Raw genomic sequence first — 26013 nt, forward strand, 5'->3', positions numbered from 1 at the left:
CGTTCGGACGACTGAGGCACGCAGGGAGGAAACGGCCGTGGAACTGAAGCGAACCCATACCACTATCCTGAACGAAGGCGATCCGGAGGCAAAGCGGGGCGAGATACTGGAGTACTTCCACCGGACCTTTGATATCGACGAGAAGCTGTACGAAACTCTAAAGGAGGACGCCACGTTCTATCTGCGGGCCGATCGACTGCGCCATCCGCTCATCTTCTACTTCGGCCACACCGCCACCTTCTTCATCAACAAGCTGACCATCGCCCGGGTGATCGACACGCGGATCAATCCCCGCTTCGAATCGATGTTCGCCGTGGGGGTGGACGAAATGTCCTGGGACGACCTGGACGCCACCCGCTACGACTGGCCGACCCGGCAGGCGGTAAAGGAGTACCGGGATAAGGCCCGCGACCTGGTGGACAGCGTCATCCGCCGCCTGCCGCTCATGTTGCCCATCACCTGGGGGGACCCGTTCTGGGCGATCATGATGGGGATCGAGCACGAGCGGATACACCTTGAAACGTCATCGGTCCTGATCCGCCAGCTCCCCATCGATCAGGTGGTGCGGCTCCCCTTCTGGGACATCTGCCGCGAGACGGGCGAGCCCCCGGCCAACAAGCTGCTGCCGGTCCCCGGCGGCCGGGTCGTACTCGGCAAGTCGCACGACCACCCCCTGTACGGCTGGGACAACGAGTATGGCCGCCATGAAGCGGAGGTGGCCGGGTTCAGGGCCTCCCAGTACCTGGTCTCCAATCGGGAATTCCTGGAGTTCGTCGAGGCGGGCGGTTACCGGGAACAGCGCTGGTGGACCGAGGAGGGGTGGAACTGGCGCACCTTCCGGGAGGCGGAGCATCCGCTCTTCTGGATGCAGCAGGATGGGGGATGGCTGCTGCGGACCATGGCGGAGGAAATCCCGCTCCCCTGGAACTGGCCGGTTGAGGTCAACTACCTGGAGGCCAAGGCGTTCTGCAACTGGCAGGCGGCCCGCACCGGCCTTACGATCAGGCTCCCCACCGAGGACGAGTGGCACCGGCTGCGGGACGTCTGCGCCATCCCGGATCAGCCGTGGTGGGACCGGGCGCCCGGCAACACCAACCTGGAGCAGTGGGCATCTTCCTGCCCGGTAGACCGGTTCCGCTTCGGCGAGTTCTTCGACGTGCTGGGGAATGTCTGGCAGTGGACCGAGACCCCCATCTACCCGTTCCACGGCTTCGAGATCCACCCCTGGTACGACGACTTCTCCACCCCCACCTTCGACACCCGCCACAACCTGATCAAGGGGGGCTCCTGGATTTCCACCGGCAACGAGGCGACCCGCGATGCGCGTTACGCTTTCCGCCGCCACTTCTTCCAGCACGCCGGGTTCCGCTACGTGGAGAGCGCGGCCCCGGTGGAGATCCACCAGGACCAGTACGAAACCGATGCCCTGACGGCCGAGTACTGCGACGCCCATTACGGACCCGGGCATTTCGGCGTCCCCAACTTCCCCGCAGCCTGTGCCCGGATCTGCCTGGAGCTTATGGCCGGACGGCGTCACGAGCACGCCCTCGATCTGGGGTGTGCAGTGGGGCGGGCCACCTTCGAGCTGGCCAGGGGCGGGTTCGAGCGGGTCACCGGCCTGGACTTTTCCACCCGCTTCTTTCGGCTGGCCGCCCGGATGCAGGAGGAAGGATATCTCCGCTACGCCCTCCCAGAGGAGGGGGAGATCATGTCGTACCATGAGATCAGCCTGGCCGACCTGGGGCTGGAGGGGATCAGGGAGCGGGTCGCGTTCTTCCAGGCCGATGCCTGCAACCTGCCCGAGAAGTTCACCGGCTACGACCTGATCCTGGCGGCCAACCTGATCGACCGGCTCTACTCGCCCCGCCGCTTTCTCACCACCATCCACGAGCGGCTGAACCCGGGCGGGCTGCTGGTGATCACCTCCCCCTACACCTGGCTGGAGGAGTTCACGAAGAAAGAGGAGTGGCTCGGCGGCTACAAGGCGGCGGGCGAGAACGTGACCACCCTGGACGGGCTCAAGGAGGCGCTGGCCCCCCATTTCCGGCAGAAGGGGGAAGCGCGTGACGTGCCGTTCGTCATCAGAGAGACCAGGCGCAAGTTCCAGCACAGCATCGCCGAACTGACCGTCTGGGAACGGCTGGCGTGAGGGCGTTGGGAGGCTTGTTGTCAGCAGATCGTTGTAGGGATTGGCACTGCAAAGGGGGGGGCTATCTTTTTAGCACAACATCCAGCAGTATACCTGCATAAAAAATTATTTAATAGACTGTAAAATCAGTTCATCGGCGCTATAGTCTAATCAGGTAGCTACCTGTAACAGACTGCAGAGAAAACGTAACAAGACTGCTCAGAAAAGGAGGGTAAATACTATCGAGGAAACTCCGCCTGGCAGGACACATACATAATTGCAGTCTGCATCCGGTGTAACTGCAGCCGGAACGACACCGTGAAAAACGGAACAAAGATATAAAAAAAACCGAAGGCCCGCCAACAAGGCGGGCCTTCTTCGTTGTAGAGACCGGACGGAAAGGTGGATGTCACCCTTTCCTTTTTCATGTGCAGTGCGCAGAGGTAGGTCCCGGATCAGCTTTTGGCCTGCTCCTTCTTGTCAGAGGCGGTCGTGCCCTTCTCGGCGGCGGCGTAACCGGCGGCAGCCTTTTCAGCCACCTCCTTCTCAGCGGCCTCCTTCGCGGCCACCTCTTTGGCGATCCGTTCCTTTTCTTCCTGAGCCTGCGTCTCTTCGGCAATGTTCTGCTTGAAGTCATCGGTGGCCCGCTTGAATTCGGCCAGCCCTTTGCCGAGGGACCGGGCCAGTTCGGGAAGCTTCTGGGGGCCGATGACGATGAGGGCGATAACGAGAATGACGATCAATTCGGGCATGCCGATGCCAAACATATGAGACCTCGCGTTGGTTGACTGCTGTCGCAAAAAGTAAGGAAATATTAGAAGATTTCCTGCAGGGTGTCAAGGAATGGGGGGCCGGCGGGGCAAAGGATTTGACAAGACGGCGTCAGATGGACTACCATCCCGCTGTCCCGTACCGTATACGGCATAATGGGAACATTTTGCTGCGAGGCTTGCATGCCGGCTGACGACATCAAACAGACCATCCGCGCCCTCCTGAAGGACCGCAACGCCCTGTTGCTCGCCCACAACTACATGCGGGACGAGGTGCAGGAGATTGCCGACATCACCGGCGACTCCCTGGGGCTCTCCCAGGAAGCAGCCAAGACCGATGCCGACGTCATTGTCTTCTGCGGGGTGCATTTCATGGCCGAATCGGCCGCGATCCTCTCGCCGGGCAAGACGGTGCTCCTCCCCCGCCTTGATGCAGGCTGCCCCATGGCCGACATGGTGACCGTCGAGGGGCTGAAGGCCATGAAGGCGCAGTATCCCGGCGTTCCGGTGATCACCTACGTGAACTCCTCGGCCGCGGTCAAGGCCGAGAGCGACATCTGCTGTACCTCGGCCAACGCGGGCAAGGTGGTCAACTCCCTCCCTGACCGGGAAGTGATCTTCGTGCCGGACCGCAACCTGGGCCGCTACATTGCCCGCTTCAGCGACAAGACTTTCCATTTCTGGGACGGCTACTGCCCGACCCACGAGCGGCTGAAGCCGGAAGCGGTGCAGGCGCTGAAGGCGCAACACCCGGACGCCCTCTTCATCTGCCACCCCGAGTGCAACCCGGCCGTGGTGGCCCTGGCCGACCATGTCTGCTCCACCTCGGGTATGTACGACTATTGCCGCAAGAGCCCGGCCCGCCGGTTCATCGTCGGCACCGAGGCCGGCATCCTTTACCGCCTGAAGCTGGACAGCCCGGACAAGGAGTTCATCCTCGCCTCGCCGGCCCTGATCTGTCCCAACATGAAGCTCACCTCTCTTGAAGACGTGCTGGCCGCTTTGCAGACCATGTCCCCGGTGGTTACCGTGCCGGAGGATATCCGGGTCCCGGCCAAGAGGGCGCTGGACCGGATGATCGCCATCCCCCGCGACTAAGGCAACGAGTTAATCTCGCTGTCAGGAGAAATATATGACCGGCTGTGCCTGCGGGCAGATGTACTGTAACGGTTGTATGGATGGAAAAGCAGTAGCAGATAACAAGTCGCCAATCCTACCCGGCAGACAGGTGTCAGAAGGGTCCACGGAAGAAGACCCGAAAGGGTCGCAGGCTTGACTAGCTCCCCCCTCTCTCCTCGTACCTCCCCGCTGATCCCCTTCAGATTCAACCTAAAAGCGGCTTTTAGGTCCACGAACGACACGAAAACACACGAAAAAATAAAACATTGCAGCAGATCAGCAATTCACCGAACAGGTCGTACGGTGATGCTGCTTATTTTACTGATTTAGTTCGTGTTTTTCGTGTGTTTCGTTGACAACTGCTTTTTTGCCCTATATTCCATATCTGGCGGATGAACATATCGGGGGGAACCAGATGCGAGCAGAAATGAAGCAACCCACCATCCTGATTATTGATGATGATCCCAACAACATGGCCGTTGTGACCAATTTTCTTGCAGAATGCGACTATACCGTTCTTGTGGCCGAGGATGGGGAAAGCGGAATCTCCAGGGCGGAATACGCCCGGCCCGACCTGATTCTGCTCGATGTCATGATGCCATGGATCGACGGCTATGAGACCTGCCGCCGGCTGAAGGCCCTTGACAATACACGGGATATCCCGGTGATTTTCATGACCGCCCTGTCTGATACTGATTACAAGGTGAAGGGCTTCGATGTCGGAGCCGTGGACTACATCACCAAGCCATTCCAGCGTGAAGAGGTGCTGGCTCGCGTCGGGGTGCATCTGCGTATCAGGGAACTGACGTCCAGTTTGCAGGAGGCAAAAGGCTCGCTGGAACGACGCGTTGAACAGCGCACCAGGGAGTTGGCGATTGCCAATAGAGAACTGGAAGAAAAAATAGACGAACTGAAACGGACCCAGGACGCCTTGCAGCAGAGCGAAAAGAAGTTTCGTGCCATCTTTGACCAGACCTTCCAGATGATGGGGGTCTTATCCCCCGATGGCATTCTGTTGGAGGCCAATCAGACCGCACTGGACATCAGTGGCGTCACCGAGTCGGATGTCATCGGTAAACCTTTCTGGGACTCACCCTGGTGGACATACTCCGCCGAACTCCGGGAAAAAGTACATGGTGCGGTCGCCAAGGCTGCAGCGGGCGAATTGGTACGGTTTGAGGCGAACTACCTGGACCGTGGTGGAAACCTCTACAACATCGACTTTTCCTTGAAACCGGTGATCAACGATCAGGGTGAGGTCATATTGCTCATCCCGGAGGGTCGCGACATCACCGACATCAAGAAGCTGGAAAGAGAGCTGCGCCAGTCACAGAAGATGGAGGCAATCGGTACTCTTGCCGGTGGGATAGCCCACGATTTCAACAATATCCTTACCGCCATCATCGGCTATACCGATCTGGCACAGCGCAAGCTGCAGAACAACGGTGCAGCGGCACGCGATCTGGAACGGGCACAGGAGGCGAGCGCCCGCGCCAAGGACCTGGTGAGCAGGATCCTGACCTTCAGCCGTCAGAGTGAGCAGGAGCCGGAACCGGTACCGGTGGCTTCCATCGTCGAGGAGGTGTTGATGCTCCTGCGTTCCTCGATCCCATCTACCATAGAGATTCAACAGCAGATCGCTGCCAGTTTGAAAAGGGACCTGATCCTCGCCGATCCGACCCAACTCCACCAAGTGCTGATGAATCTCGGCACCAATGCGGCACATGCCATGCGCGAGCGTGGAGGAATATTGACGGTGTCCCTGTCGGATGTCGAGGTCGATGCCTCGCTGATCGCACTCTACCCGGACCTCACGCCCGGCTCCTTCGTGCGGTTGACGGTGAGCGACACCGGCCATGGCATGGAGGGCCACGTCAGAGAGCGGATATTCGATCCGTACTTCACGACCAAAAAGGTGGGAGAAGGGAGCGGCATCGGCTTGGCTGTGGTGCAAGGAATCGTCAAGAATCATGGCGGCGCGATCAGTGTCGATAGCGAACCAGGGCAAGGAACCACCTTTCACATCTTTCTGCCGAAGCTTGTGGCGGAGATTGCTCCCCGGGACCCGGCAGGTGATGAATCGAGCGGCGGCACGGAGCGGATACTCTTTGTGGACGACGAAGCAATGCTGGCGGAGTTGGGGCAGGAGCTGCTCGGATCGCTTGGGTACTCCGCTACCGTTACGGCGAGCAGCAGTGAGGCATTGCAACTCTTCAGGTCAAATCCACAGGGATTTGACCTGGTCATTACGGATATGACCATGCCGGGGCTCACCGGCAAGGAGTTGGCCTGTGAACTCATGACCATCAGGCCGGATATTCCGATTGTCCTCTGCACCGGATACAGCGAGGATCTCAACGAGACCCAGGCCAAAGAAGCCGAAATAGCCGGCTACGTCATGAAGCCGTATACCAAAAACAGCCTGGACAAAACCATTCGCAAAGTGTTGGCAGGTGACTGATGGAGGCTCGTGTCCCGCGCGTAATCAGCATAGCTCAAGCCCCCCATTGAACATATTGTAAATTGAATTGACGATTTGTTCGAGCAGCCTGGCTACTCGGCGGATCACCCGGCAGTGCTGGCATATGGCGGGGACAAGGAGCTTTCGAACTACAATGTTTCAATCATTCCGTGGAGAAATCTGGGGAGTTTGACTTCGAACCAACCCCTCCCCCCAAAAAAATCGTCCCCCACCCGCTCAAGTACCCCTACTGCAACATTTTGTTACACTTGGCTGTAAAGCAGCCATGGGAGGGCGCTTGCTGGTGCAAGTGTAACATTATGTGACATCTCATTTTGTTACACCTGCCTTGTTGGCCGCCCGCAACATATTGATATTATGTATTATTGCTTTTGGCACGAAACCTGTAATATACAAAGCCTTTATCATTCTTGTGTGTAATGTGCTGGAGGGCGCGTTGGAAATATTTGCCAAGGAAATTTCTGAAGCCGCGTGTGGTAGCATGATGCCGTGCGTGGCTTTCATTTATTGCGGGAGTGAAGTTTGTACGTCGTCCGAGGAATACGGCCGGGCATCTCCTCTGGGAACGCAAAGGGGAACATGGTTAGTCGATAAACTCTGCACTTAGTCAACAAGTCAACTACGTTTGTCCCCCGGTCTGACTTGTGGCATATGGGTGCATTGCCGGGACAAAACTGGAAAAGTTTATAGTATTGGAAACACGAAGCACAGCAAATCGTGGCAAAGCTTATAATAGTAGAAACCTTCCTGGTTTATAAATATATAAACTTGTTTATACATGTATAAGCTTGCCTATAAATATAAACCTGGCTCTAACTGCTCATTTACGAGTTGAACTATGAACCGATGAGAGATTCATAAAGGGATGCAGTGGATATATCGAATATTGGGAGGATAAATGCGAATAATTCTTACGATTATTTTGATTATGCTGGCGGTCCCCTCCTTAGCAGAGGTCAGGGTCCAATCTCAGATTCCCGTAAATAGGAACGGGAGCGAATTGGTTCAAGCAAGAAGTTACACGACGATTCCCCTTGGCAGCATTAATCAGGGAGATGAAATCGATGTCTCTGTTACCGTAACGAATGCCGTTTACAAGGATTTATCTGCATATGTCATCGACAAGACCAACCTCAATCTGATGAACCAGGGACTGGAGTACAAGTCTGCCGGAGTTCAAAAACAGATTTCGCCAATCCAGTTTAAGACGAAGTCTTGGAGTTACGGAGAATATTACCTCGTTCTTGATAATCGGTTTGCGAACTTTCTTGGTAAGAAGATTGACTACAATATCAAGACCGTAAAAACCCTGCCTGAAGCCGACAGAATGAAGCTTGCTGAGTCTTACGATGCAATATACGATTCCTTGAAGAGCACATTCATATTCCCTGATTTCAACATAAATATTGTCATGTGCGGCATGGAGAATGCCTTCTCAAATCCCGATATTACACTGTGCAGTGAGCTGGTTCAGAAACTGATCCAGGACGGCCAGCCAAGAGCAATAGTGCCAATATTCATGCACGAATTGGGGCATACCCTTCTGAATCTTTGGGGACTGCCTGGTTTCGATAATGAGGATGTCGTTGATGAGTTCGCGACGATAATGTTAGTAAGAATGGGGGAAGACGGTAAACGGTCAATTAACGAAGCGATGGAATGGTTTTCGGGGCATGACGTTCAAGCAGAAGTTCTGAACATGCTAAAGAAGGGCGACCGGCATTCTCTGTCGATTCAGCGGATAAGAAACATGGAACGGCTGATGGCTTCCCCTGAGAATTATGCCCGGAGATGGAACCGGCTGCTGTATCCGCACATGACGGATAAGGCTCTCAACGGCATAATAAACAGTACCGGTAAATTTGATGAGCCGGCGTTGGCGAAAAACGAACTCGAAAAAAGAAGGAAATAAAGCATCTGGGTCAACACATTTTACAATCAAAAAGGGGGCAAAGCTCCAAATTTCAAACAGATGAACAAGATTTTCCCAACTCACGGCTGGACCGGCCCTAAAAATCGGCCGGTCAGCCTTGCGTTGAACAGGGTGTTTCTATGACTGATAACGCAAAAGATATCCTACTAGTACCCAGTAACTCATAACTTTTCGTGGGAGCTGTGGGGTCAGGTCAGACTTTCGGACATTTCATCGCGCCCGACTAGAACAGAATCATGGGGCGTGGGAGAATGCCCGCTCAGGTGGGGTGTCTGTATTTTTCCTTGATGGTGGGGAGAAAAATTCGCGCCGTCTGGAGGGATAATGGAAAGCTGCGCCTGCCGGGCAGATGTATTGTAACGGCTGCATGAAGGACCAACCGGTTGCAACCAAAGATTCGGCAATCCTCCCAGCCAAACAGGAATCGTCCGGCTCCAAGGCGAAAGTGTCAAAGGAATCGAAGGCGTAGACCGTTAACTACCGACCATAACCATGATACATTTCTTGAGCATTGGCATCATTCTGGGGCTTTCCGCCGGGTTTTCCCCCGGCCCGCTCCTGATGCTGGTCATTTCGGAAACGCTCCGCCACGGTACGCGATCGGGCATCAAGGTCGCACTGGCGCCGATCATCACCGATCTGCCGATCATTCTTGTCACCCTTGCCTGCCTGGTACAACTCTCCGGTTATCACGACATCCTCGGCATCATTTCACTGGCTGGCGGCATGTTCGTCCTGTTCACGGGGTATGAGGCGCTCCGCACCCAAGAAGTCGAACTCATCCTGCCAAAGGAACTACCGAGATCACTGCTGAAAGGGGTCCTGACCAACATTCTCAGCCCGCATCCGTACCTGTTCTGGATCAGCGTCGGTGCGCCGATACTGACCAGGTCGCTTACCATCAGCATTGCCGCGTTCTCTGCGTTCATCGCCGGTTTCTACCTGTCGCTGGTCGGCGCAAAGATCATCCTGGCCATCGCGGTCGGCAGATCAAAACTGTTTCTGAGCAGCAGGCTCTACCTGTACATCATGCGCTTTCTCGGCTTCCTGCTGACACTGTTGGCGGTCATGCTACTGCGGGAAGGGGTGAAACTGCTGGGCTTCATCTAACTTCGCCGCCCCTCATTTCCTACCAGACATAATCCTTCGCGATCTCCCGCTTGTCGTGGCCGTAGAGGATGTGCAGCACCCTCAGCGCCTTCAGCTTCACCGGCGACAGCGAACCGATTGGCAGGTAGACGATCTTCCTCCCCAGGCGGGCAGCCAGCTGGCGGAACATGCTCCTGGGCGGGCGCGGCGCGGCATAGACCACGTGCTTCTCCCGCGAATAGTCCAGGGCTGCCAGGAGGAGCCGCTCGTGCTTGCCCCGGGCAAAGGCGTAGTCCGGGTCGCTCCAGACATCCAGCATCCGCCGGGGGGGGAAACAGAGGACGAAGCCGCCGTACTCGCAGCGGCAGATGCCGGGGCCGACGATGTTGTCGGCCGGCGGAGTGGCGTAGAAGGCCATGTCCGATTCCTGGTCGTGCTCCCCGAGCCAGGTCATGCAGTAGGGAAAACGGTCGCTCCCCCGATCCTCGTCGAAGATCACCACCACACTCCCCACCCCGCCGGTCACCCGTTGCTGCTCCCGCACGTAGAGCCGCCCTTCGTGCAGGTTGCGCACGGTCTCCCGCAGGTCGATGCCGTCCAGGAGCGAGGCACTGAACGGCTCGGTCCGGAACTGCTCCTCGGAAAGCTGCTTGGCCCCCTTCTTCTTCAGGAACCGCCCGTACTCCTCGATCTGCAAATCCTCCGGCGGGTAGGAGCAGATGGACGGATTGTCGAACCCATCCAGCCACTCGCCGGGCCGCTTCTCCCGCCGCCGCTTAAGAAACTGCAGCGAGGAGAGCCCTTTCCCAGGCCTCGGCTGGCGAGGACGAAAGCGGATCTGGCGGCTGGCGCCGCAGATGTCCGCCGGGGTGAGGCGCAGGGTCGGCAGTTCGGCGTCGGCCCGCTGCCAGGGGTAGCAGGTGGCCAGCCGGCAGAAGGCATAGGCGAAGTTGTCGTCCACGCAGCCCCGGGCCGTAGCCAGGAGCTGGAACAGATCGGGGATGAGCCGGTCGCTGATGGCGGCGTAGTTGCGGGCGAAACGGAAAAAGGCCCGTTTCTGCCAGAGGTGGACCGGCTCGCCGGTCTCCTGCCGGTAGTGGCGGGCCGCTTCCTGGAAGAGGCGGAACACGATCCGCTGCCGGTCCGGCATCTCCCCTGCGCTCCCCACATGGCGGGCCGCCGCATTAATGGCTGCCATGAGGAGTTCATTCTCAGGGATCTCCTGCTTGCCGCCGCTCAGAAGCTCCAAGGCATTGAACCGCTTGCGGAGCGACAGCCCGTCCGTGACCGGCTCGGGCGGCAGCTCGCCCCGCCTCAGCTCGTAGATGGCCGAGACAAATGGGAACTCGCCGAGGATCTCCCGGCAGGAATCGGGATGGAGATTGGCGAGCCAGATCCCTTCCCGCCGCACTCTTTCCAGCGGGGCCGCCTGGGGGCGCTGGTACAGCTCGCCGATCCGCTGCACATGGCTCATGCCGCCGACAAAGAGAATCCGTTCATGCTGGTGGCTGAGCTCCTGCAGCCGGAACGCCATCCCCTGCTCCCGCCGCTGGTCCACCAGCTCCGGTTCCGCAGCTCCGGTCGCCCGAATGAATTCGTGATAGTACTGGCTAAGGCCGATGCGGTGGATGGCGTAGGAGTCGGGGAGGGGGTCGGTGTGGGCCGGATAGTGGTCCACGTCCACGTCGATCAGCGACAGTGGGATGCCCTGTTCCAGGGCCAGGCGGGCCGCTTCCACCAGCGGGTCGGCCGGTTCTACGAGCAGGTAGACTGTCTGGTGGGCGCCGCTTTGAGTCGGGACCTCGTACCAAAGGACCGAGATCTCCGGCAGGCGTGCCACCGCTTTGCGGAACCGCTCCTCCAGGGTGGCCGGCAGTTCGATGGCGATGCAGTCCGGCTCGATCCGGTCGACGGCCTGCCGCACCAGATGGGCGAACTCCATCCGGTAATGGAGCACCGGCAGGGCATGGACCGGACCGAAATGTTCGAGATGCAGGCGGTGGGGCATGGAAAGCCTCCCTACTTTTTCTTCACCCGGAACCCGGCCCGCTCGAAGGCGCTCAGGTCAAGCCCCCCCTGCTTTTGCGGTTCCGCAGGTTTCTTCTCCGCAACTGCCGGCTTGTCCCGACGTGGTCGCTGCTCCCCACCCCCCGGCAGCGCCTCCTTGATGGAGAGGGAGATCCTCTTTCTTTGCGGGTCGGCGGCCAGGACCTTCACCTGCACGACCTCACCCACCCGGACCGCATCGTTCGGGTCCTTGATGAACCGGTTTGCCAGGTGGCTGACATGCACCAGGCCGTCCTGGTGGACGCCGATGTCCACGAAGGCGCCGAAGGCGGTGACGTTCGTCACCACCCCCTGGAGCACCATTCCCTCCTTCAGGTCGGCGATCTCCCGGATGTCGTCCCGGAACGTGGCGGCCCGGAACTGGCTGCGCGGGTCGCGCCCCGGCTTTTTCAGCTCCTCCAGGATGTCCCGCAGGGTGGGGAGACCGACCTGCTCGGTGACGTAACGCTTGAGGTCGATCCGCCCTGACAGAGCCGGATCGGTGACCAGTTGGGCCAGGGAGGCGCCGAGGTCGGCGGCCATCGCCTCCACCACCGGGTAGCGCTCCGGGTGGACGGCGCTGTTGTCCAGGGGATGCGCGCCACCCCTGATCCGCAGAAAGCCGGCAGACTGCTCGAACGCCTTGGCCCCGAAGCGGGGGACCGAGAGGAGCGCCTGGCGGGAGGGGAAGGCCCCCTTGTCGTCCCGGTGTTTGACGATCGCCTTGGCCAGGGCCGGCCCGACCCCGGCAACGTAGGAGAGGAGCGCCCAGGAAGCGGTGTTCAGGTCGACCCCGACGTAGTTGACGCACGACTCCACCACATCGTCCAGCGCTTTCTTCAGCATGGTTTGGTTGACGTCGTGCTGGTACTGGCCCACACCGATGCTCTTGGGATCGATCTTGACCAGCTCGGCCAGCGGGTCCTGGAGACGCCGGGCGATGGAGATGGCCCCCCGCACGGTCAGGTCCAGCTCCGGGAACTCCTCCCGGGCGATCTCCGAGGCCGAGTAGACGCTGGCGCCGGCCTCGCTCACCACCACCACCGGGAGGTGCCGGCCGGCCTCGGCCATGGTCTCTTTGACGAACAGTTCCATCTCCCGGCTGGCCGTGCCGTTGCCGATGGCAATCATCTCGCAGTCATGGCTCTCGATGAGGCGGAGCAGCTCCTTTCTCGCCTGGGGGACCCGCCCCTCGCCGGTATGGGGGTAGATGGTGACATGCTCCAGGAAGCGGCCGGTACCGTCCACGGCGGCCAGCTTGGAGCCAGTCCTTAAGCCCGGGTCAACGCCGAGCACCCGCTTGCTCCCGGCCGGCGGGGCTAAAAGAAGATTGCGCAGGTTCTGGGCAAAGACCCGGATCGCCTCCTCGTCGGCCCGGTTCTTGGCCTCCAGGCGGAGCTCCACCTCGATGGACGGGGCGATGAGTCGCTTGTAGGCGTCCTCGCCGACTCCTTCCAGAAGCGGCCGGAAGATGCTCTCCCCCCGGACCAGCCGGCTCTTCAGGCCGACCAGGATCGTTTCCACCGGGGCGACGATGGTGAGGAACAGGACCTCCTCCTTCTCCCCCCGGCGCATGGCCAGCATCCGGTGGGACGGGACGGTCCGCAGCTGCTCTTCGTAGTCGTAGTACATCTCGAACTTGGTTACCGTTCCCTTTTTATCCGTGGCCACCCGGGAGCGGATGATCCCCTCCTCGGCGGTCAGCCGCCGGACAAAGGCGCGGGCGTCGGCGTCGTCGGCCAGGCGCTCGGCCAGGATATGGCCGGCCCCGGCCAGGGCTGCGGCCGCATCCGGCACCTCTTTGGCGGGGTCGACAAAGGGAGCGGCCTCCTCCTCCGGGGTGCCGGCGGTCAGCTCCTGGGCCGCAATCAGGTCGGCCAGCGGTTCCAGCCCCCGCTCCCGGGCGATGGTCGCCTTGGTCCGGCGCTTTGGCTTGTACGGGAGGTAGAGATCCTCCAGCTCGGTCTTCTGGCGGGTCGCCTCGATCCGTTCCTTCAGCTCCGGGGTCAGCTTACCCTGCTCCTCGATGGAGTTGAGGATGGCGACTTTTCGCTCGGTCAGTTCGGTGAAATAGGTGAACCGTTCCTCGATGGTACGGATCTGCACCTCGTCCAGTTCGCCGGTCCGCTCCTTCCGATAGCGGGCAATGAACGGGACCGTCCCCCCTTCCTGGAAAAGTTCAACGGTATTTTCCACCTGGAATGGCTTGAGCCCGGTCTCTTCGATTATATAGCCGATGACGGCGCGCTGCTGGTCTGCGGTGAGTGCCATTCTCTGCTCCTTGTTCCTGATTTGAGGGGGTGGATACTACTACAGGGCGGGAAAAATGGGAAGAGGCGCTGCCGCTCCTTGACCTGCATCAAGGCGAAGCGTGGTAATTGCGGTATGCTTTACCTATAGAAAGGAGCATCCATCATGAGCGACGCACAAGAAACCCTGATCGGTAGCCCCATCACCATGGCCGAACTGGTCGCCTACCAAACCGGTTCCGTGGTGAGCCGGACCCTCATCGACAAGAAGATCGGTACCGTTACCCTGTTCGCCTTTGGGGAGGGGCAGGGACTTTCCGAGCATACCGTACCCTACGACGCCTTTGTGCAGATCGTCGACGGCACCGGCGAGGTCACCATCGATGGCACGGCCCACACCGTGGAGACTGGCCAGTTCATCATTATGCCGGCCAACCACCCTCACTCGCTGCGGGCGGTCAAGCGGTTCAAGATGCTGCTGGTGATGATCCGGGCGTAGCAACCACTATCCGTAAGGATGGAGTGTCCCGTGGAGCGACTGTGCCCGAGCGCCAGCCGCTGTAGGCGAAATGGAGCAAAGCCGGTCCATCGTGTCTGAGCCCGTCAGGGCGAGTTGATGGGCCGGCGCGCAATGAGCCGTACAGCGGCGGTGCGAGCGGTACTCGGAGCGGAACGGGGCGCTCCATCCTCACGGATCTTCCTTGGTGAACTCCTTTGCCAGGCTGTCGTTGGGTCCTTTGCGCAGCAGGTTGTAGGCGAAGTTGGTGAAGCGGGGGTTGGGGTTGCGGGCGACCCGGCCCAGGAGCGACGACCAGGAGTAGGCCTGCTGCCGGGCCTCAACCCAGCCGCGGTAGAGGCGCTCCGGCGACATCCGCTTCGGCCGGAACACCACCTCGTTGTGGTTGTAGCGGTCCCAGTCCTTGTGCAAGAGCCTCCCCTCCCGTTCGTACTGCTCGAACAGCGAGGTTCCCGGATAGGGGGTCAGGATGTGGAAGGTGGGGATGCTCGGGCTGCACTCCTCAACGTAGCGCAGCGTCTCCTCGAATACGCTCTCGTCGTGGTCGTCGAAGCCGAAGACGAACGACGCCTCCACGATGATCCCCGCCTCCTGGACCCGCCGGATCAGCTCTTTGTGGGACGAACTGGACCTCGACTTGGCCAGGCCGGCATTGGCGCCGCTCACCGATTCGATCCCCACGAACAGGCCGATGCAGCCGGAACGGGCGACGAGCCGCACCAGGTTGGGGTCCTCGGCAAAGCGGAGCCCGGTCTGCCCTCCCCAGCGGAGCCCCATACCGGCCATCCCCTCCAGGATCGGCACGGCCCGTGCCGGGTCTCCAAGCAGGTTGTCGTCGAGGAACACGGTCAGCTTCCGGTCAAAGGTTCTGAGCTCGGCCAGTATCTCCTCGGGCGGACGGTAGCGGAACTGGTTGCCGAAATAGTTGGTGGTGACGCAGAACGGGCAGTCGTAGGGACAGCCGCGGCTCGCCTGGAGCGTCTGGGTGGTGAGGTAGCTGTTGCCGGCAAAGAGGTCGCGCCTGGTCCAAGGGATAACCAGGGTGTCGCCGGTCGGGACCGGCGCACGGTAGAGCGGAACCAGGCAGCCGGCGAGCAGGTCTGCCAGCAGGGTCGACCAGACCGGCTCGGCCTCCCCCACCACCACCGCGTCCGCATGGCCGAGGGCCTCGTCGGGGAGGACCGTGGGATGCATGCCGCCGAGCACCACCGGCACCCCGCGTGCCCGGAACCGGTCGGCAACGGCATAGGCGCGGTGTGCCTGGTGAGTCATGGCGGTGATCCCCACCAGGTCAAAGGCACCGTCGAACGGCACCTCCTCGTGCAGTTCGTCGGCCAGCAGTACCTCCCACTCGGGAGGGGTGGCGGCTGCCACCTGCTGCAGGGCCAGGGAGGGGAGCTGGAACCGGCGCACCCACCCCAGCTTCTCGGTCGCCGGGTAGACGAGGAGCAGGCGTGGCCGGTGGCCGGAGCAATGGGGAAAGGAATCCGTCACTGCCGGCCCTCTCTGAATACTGGTCTGTGCATGGGGTCCCGGAAGGCGTGAATGGCGCGTCGCTGCACGCGCCGCCACTGTTATACGATTCAACGCCGTTCGTCAAGGTCGGCGAAGGCGGCAGCTGCCGCCCCCGCACCCTGTCCGCCGTTTCGGAAGAAAACGCCGGATGCGGGCAAAACCCCGGTAGGCAAGGCGTGCCAGGGGAAAGAGGAGCGGCATGGTGACCAGGGCCCCCAGCAGCCCGTAACGGGTGGAGTCGGGAAAGGCCTGCCATATCGCCCAAAACGCCTCCACCCCCCGGTAGAACCTTCCTTCCCCATCGATCGCATGCAACTGGGTCATTACCTCGTCTAGAGTCAGTCCCCACTGTGTCGGGTCGAAATCCGGGGCGCTGATATCCACTGCCACCAGCCTGCCGGCACCATCCTTTTTCAGGTACTGACCGATCTCGGTGGCGCAGACGCTGCATGAGCCGTCGTACAGCACCTTAAGCGGAAATGCGGGCGCTGTAAGGGTCCCCTTCGTTGCTCTGGCCAGCTCCACGGCTATTTGCCGAACAGTTCGGCGAAGAACAGTTTCATCGCCTCCCACGACCGTCGGTCGGCCCGTTCGTTGTAGGCGACCCCCTTCTTCGGGTCGTTTCCCGCTTCCGGATTGGTAAAGCTGTGCACCGCGCCGCCGTAACAGACCATCTGCCAGTCGGCACCAGCCTTCCGCATCTCGTCCTGGAAGGTTGCCACCTGGGCCGGTGACTCGAACGGGTCGTCTGCCCCGTGCAGGACCAGCACCTTGGCCCGGACCTGCATGGCTGGTGCCGGCATCGTTGTATCGAGGCCGCCGTGGAAGCTCACCACCCCCCGCACGTCGGCGCCACTGCGGGCAAGCTCCAGCACCGTGGTGCCGCCGAAGCAGTAGCCGATGGCCGCCAGCCGGCCGGTATCGACCTGCGGTTGCCGGCGAAGCTCAGCCAGGCCGGCTAGCACCCGATCACGCATCAACTGCCGGTCCGCCTTGTACGTGCCGGCGATTGCCGCCGCATCCTTCGGATTGTCCGGCCTGATCCCCTTACCGTAGATGTCGGCGCCGAACGCCACATACCCTATTCCTGCCAGCTGCTGCACCCGTTTCTGCACGTACGTCCCGAGACCGGTCCACTCGTGCACCACCAGCACGCCGGGCCGCTTTCCCGCCTTCGAATCGTCATAGGCCAGGTACCCCTCCAGGACGGCATTTCCTTGGTGGTATTCCACAACCTTGGTCACCACCTTGGCCTCGGCTACCCCGCCCATCGTCAGCAGGGCACAGAGGGCAATGATCGCGTTTTTCATGGTACACCTCCTCATACTTGTTGCTCGTACTGCAAGTATACCATGAGGTTGCCGGGGCGGCCGGCCTTGACAGTGAGCCGCCATGAAACATAAAATGCCCGCATGGATGGAATGTCTGAAAAACGTGATGGAGCGGCGCCGGGCGGAACAGTCCGGGCTTTGGAGCTGTTCTGCGGCATCGGCGGCTTTGCCGCCGCCGTTGCGGGGTGGAACGTACAGGTGGTGGGAGCCCTGGACCAGAGCGCGGAGGCGCTTGCCGTCTACCGTCGCAACTTTCCGACTCACCCGGCACACCAGCTGGACCTGGAGCGGGTGAGCGCCTGGGAACTGACCAACTTTTCCGCGGACCTCTGGTGGCTCTCCCCACCCTGCCAGCCTTACTGCGAGCGGGGTGTCCGCCGGGACCTGGCCGACCACCGCGCCCGGAGCCTGGTCCGTATCCTGGAGTTGCTGGGCCGGATTCCCGACGACCGGCTGCCGCGCCACCTGGCGCTGGAGAATGTGGCCGGCTTTGTCGGCTCCCAGGCCCACGACCGCCTGACCCGACTCCTCTCGGAACGGGGCTACAGCCTCCTGGAACGTCAGATCTGCCCGACCGGACTGGGGGTTCCGTCCCGGCGGCCCCGCTACTACCTGGCTGCGTCCCGCGGCCCGCTCCCGGCGCCTGAGCCGTCATCACCGGAGCAGGGGAGGGGGCTCGGTGAGTACCTGGACCCGCTGCCAGGGGAGGCGATGCCACCGGAACTGCGCCTGGCCGACGGTATCATCGCCCGCTTCGGCAAGGGTTTGCGCATTCTTGATCCGTCCGACCCGTCCGCCTATACCACCTGCTTCACTGCCGGTTATGGCCGGTCCATCGTCAATGCCGGCTCCTATCTCCGTCACGACGGGACGGTGCGCCGCTTCACCCCCGGGGAGATCGCCCGTCTCCTCCACTTTCCGGCCGGGTTCAGTTTCCCGGCCACGCTGTCGCTACGCAAGCAGTGGCACCTGGTCGGCAACAGCCTCTCCATCACCGCGGTCCGCGAGGTTCTGCGCGCCTTTCCCGAGCTCTGCTCTTCTGCCAGGACATAAAACGGGGAGTCGCCTTCGTGGCCCTCCCCGTTGCCGTTTCAAGCACTAAGTTTTCAATTGCCTCAAGGTGTTAACTGTAGCGAAACAGGGGCAAAAGACAAGGGGATGTCAGCACTGATTTGTTGTTGCGCAAGCGGTGCGATGCAAACGGATTACCTGATCGTAAATGGCATGGCATGTTTGATAAAGCATTTTGGCATCTGGACAGAAGGCGATTGAAGACAGATTAAATAAGCATAACTTGCTACAATTACGCATAATGCTATACTTAAAACGATTTTTTACAAAAGCAGCAGAGGTCTTGAGATGACTAGTGCAGGTGGCCGGCAACAAGACAGTGCGGACTTTTTCCAGGGGAAACTCAGTCTGATCGGGCAGCTATTCGAGCAGGCCAGCTACGGGATCGCGGTATTTGATCGGGAGTTGCATTATATTCACGTCAACGACCGGATGGTGATAATCGACGGTATCCCGGCGGACCGTCACATCGGCAAGACGATCGGTGAACTCGATCTGCAGATCGCCCTGGCCATCGAGCCGGTACTCTCCCGCACGATCAGGGAAGACCGCTCCTTTGTGGAGCGGGAAGTTGTCGTGAATACGCAGCTTCCCGACCTGTCGTCGCAAAATAGATTCTGGCTGATCAGCTGTCACCCGTTCAAGGGCGATGACGGGCCCGTGTTGGGGTGCGGGTTGATCGTCCGGGACGTGACGGAACAGAAGACCAAGGAGGATGTGCAGATCGAGCGTCTGAAGGTTGAGGCCCTTTTGTCCGATCTTTCGTCCACCTTCATCAATGTGCCGGTCAGCGAAGTGGACCGGAAGATCAAGCAGGGTCTGCAAAAGCTCGTGGAGTTCCTGGGGTTCGAGCGGAGCAGCATCTGGTACCTGTCTCCGGACGGGGGCCGGTTGCTGCTCGCCCACTCCTTTGCCCTGCCGGGGATAAAGGAGCCGCCTTCGGTGATCGTGGATCTGATCCCGGTCTGGATGAATATGGTGCGCAAGGGCGAGGTGTTCAGGATTTCCGACAGTGAAGAGCTTCCGGATGAATTCTGGCGTGAACGAAAGTATTGCAAGGAAGCGGGCGGCATCAAATCCATCATGTTCATTCCTGCCAGTGTTGGCGGGACCATTGTGGGGACCATTACCTTTGTTTCCTACCGGAATAAGGTAGAGTGGCCCGACGAACTCATCCAACGGCTTCGCCTCCTGTGGGAGATCTTTGCCAATGCTGTGGAGCGTAAGCGGGCCGACCAGAAGATCCAGGATGCCCTGGCCGAGATAAAGGAGCTGAAGGATCGCCTGGAAGCGGAGAACATTTATCTGCGTGATCAGATCAGTGTCGAATACAAGCATGACGAGATCATTGGCCGGTCCGACGCCATTCAACGGGCATTGCTCCAGGTGCGGCAGGTTGGCCCGACTGACACCACGGTGCTCATTCTGGGCGAAACCGGCTCGGGCAAGGAGCTCATAGCGAGGGCCATCCACAACACCAGCACCCGCAAGGCCCGCGCCATGATCAAGGTGAACTGCGCCGCGTTGCCGGCAGCACTCATCGAAGCCGAGCTGTTCGGCCACGAAAAAGGGGCTTACACCGGGGCGACATCAAGTCAGATCGGTAGATTCGAGGCGGCGAACGGCTCAACGATCTTTCTGGACGAGATCGGCGAACTGCCTTTGGAACTCCAGGCGAAGCTGCTCAGGGTACTCCAGGAGGGCCAGTTTGAACGGTTGGGTAGCCCAAAGCCTGTTGACGTGGATGTCCGGGTCATTGCCGCCACCAACAGAAATCTTGCCCAGGCGGTCAGGGAAGGGCGATTTCGTGAGGACCTGTACTACCGCTTGAACGTGTTCCCGATAGTGGTTCCGCCGCTGCGCGAACGACGGGAGGATATCCCGCTGCTGGTATGGGCGATGGTCGAGGAGTTCGGCAAGGTCTTGGGCAAAACGATCGAGCGGATTCCCAAGAAAAACATGGAGGCCATGGAACGCTACCATTGGCCGGGAAATATCAGGGAGTTGCGAAACCTGGTGGAGCGGGCCATGATCCTGAGCAGTGGTGCTACGCTCGTTGTTGACGTACAGGATGGCTCCTCCCCGATCACTACCCAGCCGATGACCATCGAAGGAATGGAGAGGATGCATATCAACTCCGTGCTGGAAAGAACCGGCTGGCGCATTCGCGGCCGGAACGGAGCCGCGGAAATCCTGGGGTTGAAGCCGACTACCCTTAACTCGCGCATGAAGAGGCTGGGGATCAGGAGAAAAAATACCCTTTCCGAAGCACCATAGGGTGGCACTGTCCGCAGTTAGACGGCATCAGAGGCGCTGAACATTGAAAATCAAACTATTCCTCGGATTCTGCCTTCTTTGGATTCTGCCCATCGGGTTGATGTTGACGATTTCATCCGGCCACTTGAAGAAAATCCAGGATTTTGCCATTGAAGAAGCGCGGGTCGTCCTCATTTCGTCGCAGGAAAAGCATCTGCAGGATCTGCTCGCCGAGGAGGCAACCAGGCTTTCAACCCTGTTCACGAGGATTCAGGATGAGACCTACATGCTTGCTTCGTATTCCCAAACTATCCTCAAGAATCCAGCCCCGGTCCTGTTCAGAAACGGCAGCCGATATCATCTAAATAAGAATGGTATTTACGGTAACGAAACCAAGGACGGCAACTCGGTTCTGTATGTCCCACAGTATGAGCCTTCCCAGGATTCGGTCATTGTTGCCACGGAATCGCTCGACCTTCTGCTGAAGCCGCTGGCCGAGCGTGAAGTGAGAATGGTGTTCGCCTGGATAGTTCATCGAAACGGCGTAACCCGTGCGTATCCGTGGCATGATTTCACCTATATGCCCAAAGAAAGGGAGTTTACCTCCTGGCCTTTTTACTACCTTGCCGATCCATCCCACAATCCCCGCAAGAAAGTGCTCTTCACCCCGGTATACCTCGACCCCCTGAGCCGGGAGTGGATGATCTCCTGTATCTCACCCGTGTATATCAACAGACAGTTCGAGGCAACAATCGGTATCGACCTCACGATTGAAAATCTCCTCCGGGAGATTGCCGGCAGCAGGCTGCCAAAAGGAGCAAGCTCCCTGCTTTTGTCCGGCAGCGAAATCGTAGCGGCTTCGGCCAATCTGCCACTCGCTGAACTCGGACTTGACCTGAAATTTCCCTCCCACGGACAGAAGCTGACAAAATCCGCCCTGCCACAGATCCGGGAAATGTCGGCCCGCATCCAGGCGCAAAAAGGAAATGTCTCGATGGTCGAGATCTCGGGACAGAAGGTGTTTGTGGGGCATGCGACCGTCGAACCTCTCGGCTGGAAGATTGTCTATCTCATTCCCGAAAATGAACTCACCATTCCTGCCAATGAAAGCGCCCGGAAGATCCTGCTCGAAACGAAAAACATGCGGCTCAACTTCTTCCACATTCTCATTTTTGTCGTGATTGGTGTGGTCGGCATCTCCGCCATCGTCATCATTCACCAGTCAAAAGGACTTCGAACCCTCCTCAGGGGGATCTTCGAACTCGGCAACGGCAATCTTTCACATCGTATCCCTGAAGATTCTTCCGAATTCGGTCAGCTTGCCAAGGCGCTCAATTCAATGGCTCGCAGTCTTAAGGAAAAGACGGCGGAACTGCAGCGGGCGTTTGCGGAAGTGGAGCAGGGGAGAAAACTCACGGCGGTCGGCCGCCTGGCAGCCGGGGTTGCACACGAGGTCAACAACCCCCTGGCAACCATATCCACCTACACCCAGATGGTATTACGCAGGAACGATATTCCTCCCGATGTATCGGAAAACATGAAGGTAGTAATGGGCGAGATCCAGCGGATCCAGGAACAGCTGCACAATCTGCTGGACCTGTCCCGGCTCCAGCTTCCGCAGATCACGGAAATCGATCCGAACGGCATCATCAGGGAGATCGTCGGCCTGGTGGAGTACGAAACCGCGACCCGTGGCGTGAATTTGCACCTTTCCCTGTGTGACGATTGCCAAACCATCCCTGCCGATGTTTCAGGTTTCAAACAGGTTGTCTGGAACCTGGTACGAAATGCTCTCGATGCCCAGGGAAAAGGTGGCATGATTAGTGTAAAGACTTACGTCAACTCTAGTGGAGGTGAATCATCACGTTTCCTCTTCGAAATTGCCGATGAGGGGCCGGGGATTCCCGAGGCCAATGTCCCGCATATATTCGAGCCGTTCTTCACCACCAAGGAAGTCGGAGAAGGAACCGGCCTGGGGCTTTCGATCGTATATAACATTGTAAAGAATCATGGCGGCACGATCGAAATGAGGAATCTTTCCCCTTGCGGTTGCCTGTTTAAAGTTGCATTGCCGATAACGAGAGATCAATGACGAATGCCGAACCCAGCGCACGAATTCTGGTAGTTGATGATGAGCGCCCCCTGCTGACGGCCCTTGTTACGGCCCTGGAGTCGATGGGGTATGAGGTCGTCGGTGAGCTGAAGCAGAGCGACGGCCTCTCACTGATCAGCTCCTGGCAACCCGACGCGGCGATATTCGACCTCAATATGCCGGGGATGAACGGCGTGGAACTGGCGGCCAGGGCGCTGGAAATAATGCCCGACCTGCCGGTCATCCTTCTGACCGGGTTCGGCACCATTGATAGCGCTGTCCAGGCCATGCGGGCCGGGGTATTTGATTACCTGACAAAGCCGTTTGATCTGAACATTGTTGATCTGACACTCAAAAAAGCGTTGGATCACCATGAACAGAAGCGCCGTTTCCGCGTCCTTGCCGAAGCAACCGGACGGGCCGGTGAATTCTCGGGCATAGTGGGGAAAAGCCAGGCGATTCGCAAGGTGCTCGATGCTGTTCAGGTCGTTGCGGACACCGACTCGACCGTACTGGTAACCGGTGAGAGCGGCACAGGGAAGGAAGTAATTGCCCACGCTATTCATGTCGCCGGTTCACGCCGCGAAAAACCTTTCATTACCGTCGATTGTGCCGCCATTCCCGATACGCTCATTGAAAGCGAACTCTTCGGCCATGCCCGGGGGGCCTTTACCGGGGCGCACAAAGACCGGGCCGGACATATTGAGGCAGCAGCGGACGGAACGGTTTTTCTCGACGAGATCGGTGAAATCCCGCTGGGTATCCAGAAGAAGCTGCTGCGCGTCCTCGAAGAAAAGACCTTCGTGCGTGTCGGAGAGACCCGGCGCCGCCTGTCACAGGCTCGAATCGTTGCGGCAACCAACCGCGATCTTGCCCGCGAGGTTCAGGCAGGCCGTTTCAGGGAGGATCTCTATTACCGGCTCAAGGTGATCGAGATCTGCATCCCTCCCCTCCGGGACCGGGCAGAGGACATTCCCCTGCTGGTCGAGTGGTATTTGACCCGTCTGAACCGCAAGCTCAACCGTAAGATCTCCGGCATCTCTCCCTCGGCAATGAAACTGCTCAGCAATTATCAATGGCCCGGCAATGTCCGTGAACTGGTGAATCTTCTGGAACAGGTCATGACATTTCATAATCCTGACATTCTTGATGTAAAGCATCTTCCGAACAGTCTGCAAGCCCTCACTACGTCATTGCCTTCCCAAACATTTTCCGAACTCAAGGACCAGGTTCTCGAAGAAGTGGGGCGAAGCTATTTTCAATCGCTCCTGAATCACTTTCAGGGAAATGTCACCAAAGTGGCCGATTATGCAGGCATAAATCGCCGTCACATCCATCGGCTCCTCCATATTTGGGGGATCAATCCCGCCTCGTTCCGCAACAGCTGAGACACAAAAGTCCCACTCCCTTCCTCGTTCTCCATCAGATGAGACAATTAAGTCTCTCCCTCTCCACCACTTCGAGACATACATGTCCCACATACATGTCCAGGTGCTCGAATCATTAAAATGATTATATAAGATTGTTATAACTGAACACAAATAGCGCGTATTATCAGCTGGATATGCGATTAATGTAACTTAATTTGTTGAAATATCTAATTGGAACGATGTTTGAATAATTCCGGGTATGTCAACAAATAGCCTCGACACAGCTTGTTTTGCGACTGTTTTTTATGGAACATGGGTTTGAACGCAGGAGCGCCATGATGTGAAGTAAGCCGCGGGGAGCAATTACATGGGAGGTGGGTGCATGGGAAATCCTTTGATCGAGCGCGCAAGAGGTACGGGACGTAGTCATTTCCGGTCAGGACTGATCACAATGGCGTTGACCTCGCTTTTGGGAGGCTACGGCAGTGCCGGCGCTTTTGAGATCAAGACCGGCAATGATGACGTCAAGGTCAATTGGGACAATTCCATCAGGTACAATCTGGGCTACCGGGTCGGGCAACCGGACAAGGCAATTGTGGCCAATCCGGATTACGACGACGGTGAACGCAACTTCAGACACGGAATCGTGGCAAGCCGGCTGGACCTGATATCAGAATTTGACGTTTCCTACCAGAAGGCATACGGCATCCGGCTGAGTGGTGCAGGGTGGTATGACCAGGTGTATCACAATCATCTGAGCGATGACCTGACGACCTCGAACGCTGTGGACGGAAACGGCAACAAGGTTGCCATCAATAACTACACGAAGCGTTACTACGCCGGCCCAAGCGGCGAACTGCTCGACGCCTTTGCCTTCGGGAAATTCGAACTGGCGGAGATCCCGTTCCAGATCAAAGTGGGGCGAAATACCCAGTTCTGGGGCGAGGGGCTGCTGCTGAATGCCGCCCTCAACGGCATATCCTATGCCCAGTCGCCGCTTGACATCGCCAAAGGGTATGCGGTCCCGAACACGAGCATAAAGGAACTCTTTCGCCCCCTCAACAACATCAGCGTTACCGCGCAACCGACCAGCACCCTCACCATCATGGGACAGTATTTCCTGCAGTGGGAACCCAACCGGTATCCCGAATCGGGATCGTACATGGGAATCTACGACTTTCTTCTCAACGGCGCCCAGGGAGGATTCGGCCTCACACGGGGCAGCGACATCACCCCCCATCAGATCGGCGACTGGGGAATCGGGGCGCGCTGGAGTCCTGAAGGGCTGAACGGGACAACGCTCGGCTTCTATTACCGGAATTTCTCCGACAAAATGCCGCAGATTCACATTGATACCGATACCGGCCAGCTTCGCTTTGCGTACCCTGACAACATCGACCTCTACGGCATAAGTTTTTCCCAGCAGATCCTTGGCGTGAGCGTGGGAGCAGAGTTTTCGTACCGGCACAATATGCCGCTCTTGAGCAATCCCGTGGCAGTTGCAACTGCAGGCCTCCCGGGGAGAGGGGATACGTTGACAGCCCGCGGCGACACCCTGCATGCGGTCCTGAACTGCCTGGGGCTCATCAACCGAACGCCGATGTTCGATTCGGCCCAATGGATCGCAGAACTCAACTGGGGCAACTGGCTTCACGTATCCCAGGATCAGTTCGGGGTGTTCAAAGGCGGGAACGGCTACACCGACATCGATCAGGCCACCAAGAATTTTGTCTCGATCGACCTGAACTTTGCGCCTACCTGGTTCCAGGTCTTTCCGGGAGCGGATCTCACCCTGCCGCTGTCCTATAGCAGAGGCCTGATCGGCAACAGCGTCACGAACATCATGCAGAAGAATGCCGGGTCCTGGAGTGCCGGCCTGTCGGTTGACTACCTTGCCCGGCACAAATTCGATCTGGCCTATGTGGACTACTTCGGTGACTTCAGAACCGATCCGGCTACCGGCATCCTTGCGGTCAACAACGGTGATCCGGCCCTGCTCAAGGACCGGGGAACACTTTCATTCACCTACCGATATACATTCTAGA

The 26013-nt window shown here is 58.8% G+C and carries 17 protein-coding genes; 11 read left to right on the forward strand and 6 right to left on the reverse strand.

Annotated features, from left to right (window positions below; translation table 11 throughout):
• Positions 1-37: 37 nt before the first annotated feature.
• On the forward strand, positions 38-2149 hold the full coding sequence (ovoA, locus tag JN12_RS12670; protein WP_145023268.1) for a 5-histidylcysteine sulfoxide synthase: 2112 nt from the start codon (positions 38-40) through the stop codon (positions 2147-2149).
• Between the two features lie 434 nt (positions 2150-2583).
• Here the strand turns inward: ovoA and JN12_RS12675 are convergent, their stop codons facing one another.
• On the reverse strand, positions 2584-2895 hold the full coding sequence (locus JN12_RS12675; protein ID WP_145023270.1) for a TatA/E family twin arginine-targeting protein translocase: 312 nt from the start codon (positions 2893-2895) through the stop codon (positions 2584-2586).
• Between the two features lie 186 nt (positions 2896-3081).
• On the opposite strand from JN12_RS12675, the gene nadA reads away from it, so the two are divergent.
• The 4 genes from nadA (at position 3082) to JN12_RS12695 (ending at position 9542) form a co-directional block, all read left to right on the forward strand.
• A complete protein-coding gene (gene nadA / locus JN12_RS12680) occupies positions 3082-3996 on the forward strand; it encodes a quinolinate synthase NadA (RefSeq protein ID WP_145023272.1) in 915 nt (304 codons plus the stop codon).
• A 436-nt stretch (positions 3997-4432) separates the two neighbouring features.
• A complete protein-coding gene (locus tag JN12_RS12685; RefSeq protein WP_145023274.1) occupies positions 4433-6478 on the forward strand; it encodes an ATP-binding response regulator in 2046 nt (681 codons plus the stop codon).
• Positions 6479-7397: 919 nt separating this feature from the next.
• The gene (locus JN12_RS12690) at positions 7398-8411 is read left to right on the forward strand and encodes a DUF4344 domain-containing metallopeptidase (protein WP_145023276.1); all 1014 of its coding nucleotides are present in this window, start codon (positions 7398-7400) and stop codon (positions 8409-8411) included.
• A gap of 525 nt (positions 8412-8936) precedes the next feature.
• The gene (locus JN12_RS12695) at positions 8937-9542 is read left to right on the forward strand and encodes a LysE family translocator (RefSeq protein ID WP_246125859.1); all 606 of its coding nucleotides are present in this window, start codon (positions 8937-8939) and stop codon (positions 9540-9542) included.
• A gap of 19 nt (positions 9543-9561) precedes the next feature.
• Here the strand turns inward: JN12_RS12695 and JN12_RS12700 are convergent, their stop codons facing one another.
• The gene (locus tag JN12_RS12700; protein ID WP_145023280.1) at positions 9562-11529 is read right to left on the reverse strand and encodes a TraB/GumN family protein; all 1968 of its coding nucleotides are present in this window, start codon (positions 11527-11529) and stop codon (positions 9562-9564) included.
• A gap of 11 nt (positions 11530-11540) precedes the next feature.
• Positions 11541-13838: a Tex family protein gene (locus JN12_RS12705; RefSeq protein ID WP_145023282.1), complete on the reverse strand. Its 2298-nt coding sequence runs from the start codon at positions 13836-13838 to the stop codon at positions 11541-11543.
• A gap of 144 nt (positions 13839-13982) precedes the next feature.
• Between JN12_RS12705 and JN12_RS12710 the strand changes: the two genes are divergently transcribed.
• Positions 13983-14315, forward strand: a complete 333-nt coding sequence (locus tag JN12_RS12710) for a cupin domain-containing protein (protein ID WP_145023284.1) — start codon at positions 13983-13985, stop codon at positions 14313-14315.
• A gap of 189 nt (positions 14316-14504) precedes the next feature.
• Here JN12_RS12710 and JN12_RS12715 read toward each other — a convergent pair whose 3' ends face one another.
• The 3 genes from JN12_RS12715 to JN12_RS12725 all read right to left on the reverse strand — a co-directional run bounded on the left by JN12_RS12715 (position 14505) and on the right by JN12_RS12725 (position 17158).
• Positions 14505-15827, reverse strand: a complete 1323-nt coding sequence (locus JN12_RS12715) for a B12-binding domain-containing radical SAM protein (protein ID WP_145023286.1) — start codon at positions 15825-15827, stop codon at positions 14505-14507.
• A 102-nt stretch (positions 15828-15929) separates the two neighbouring features.
• The gene (locus tag JN12_RS12720) at positions 15930-16373 is read right to left on the reverse strand and encodes a thiol-disulfide oxidoreductase DCC family protein (RefSeq protein WP_246125860.1); all 444 of its coding nucleotides are present in this window, start codon (positions 16371-16373) and stop codon (positions 15930-15932) included.
• A 2-nt stretch (positions 16374-16375) separates the two neighbouring features.
• A complete protein-coding gene (locus JN12_RS12725; RefSeq protein ID WP_145023288.1) occupies positions 16376-17158 on the reverse strand; it encodes a dienelactone hydrolase family protein in 783 nt (260 codons plus the stop codon).
• Between the two features lie 111 nt (positions 17159-17269).
• Between JN12_RS12725 and JN12_RS12730 the strand changes: the two genes are divergently transcribed.
• From JN12_RS12730 to JN12_RS12750, 5 genes are all read left to right on the forward strand, one after another.
• A complete protein-coding gene (locus JN12_RS12730; protein WP_145023290.1) occupies positions 17270-18232 on the forward strand; it encodes a DNA cytosine methyltransferase in 963 nt (320 codons plus the stop codon).
• 306 nt (positions 18233-18538) lie between these two features.
• Complete coding sequence (locus tag JN12_RS12735) at positions 18539-20527, forward strand: sigma 54-interacting transcriptional regulator (RefSeq protein WP_145023292.1); 1989 nt, start codon at positions 18539-18541, stop codon at positions 20525-20527.
• Between the two features lie 124 nt (positions 20528-20651).
• Positions 20652-22598, forward strand: coding sequence for a sensor histidine kinase (locus JN12_RS12740; protein ID WP_170241916.1), 1947 nt, complete (start codon positions 20652-20654; stop codon positions 22596-22598).
• The gene (locus JN12_RS12745; RefSeq protein ID WP_145023298.1) at positions 22595-23986 is read left to right on the forward strand and encodes a sigma-54-dependent transcriptional regulator; all 1392 of its coding nucleotides are present in this window, start codon (positions 22595-22597) and stop codon (positions 23984-23986) included. Before JN12_RS12740 ends, JN12_RS12745 begins: the two co-directional genes overlap by 4 nt.
• A gap of 433 nt (positions 23987-24419) precedes the next feature.
• Positions 24420-26012, forward strand: a complete 1593-nt coding sequence (locus JN12_RS12750; protein ID WP_170241917.1) for a DUF1302 domain-containing protein — start codon at positions 24420-24422, stop codon at positions 26010-26012.
• Position 26013: the final 1 nt, after the last annotated feature.

It is taken from the genome of Geobacter argillaceus (assembly GCF_007830735.1).
In the GTDB taxonomy this organism is placed as follows: Bacteria; Desulfobacterota; Desulfuromonadia; order Geobacterales; family DSM-12255; genus Geomobilibacter; species Geomobilibacter argillaceus.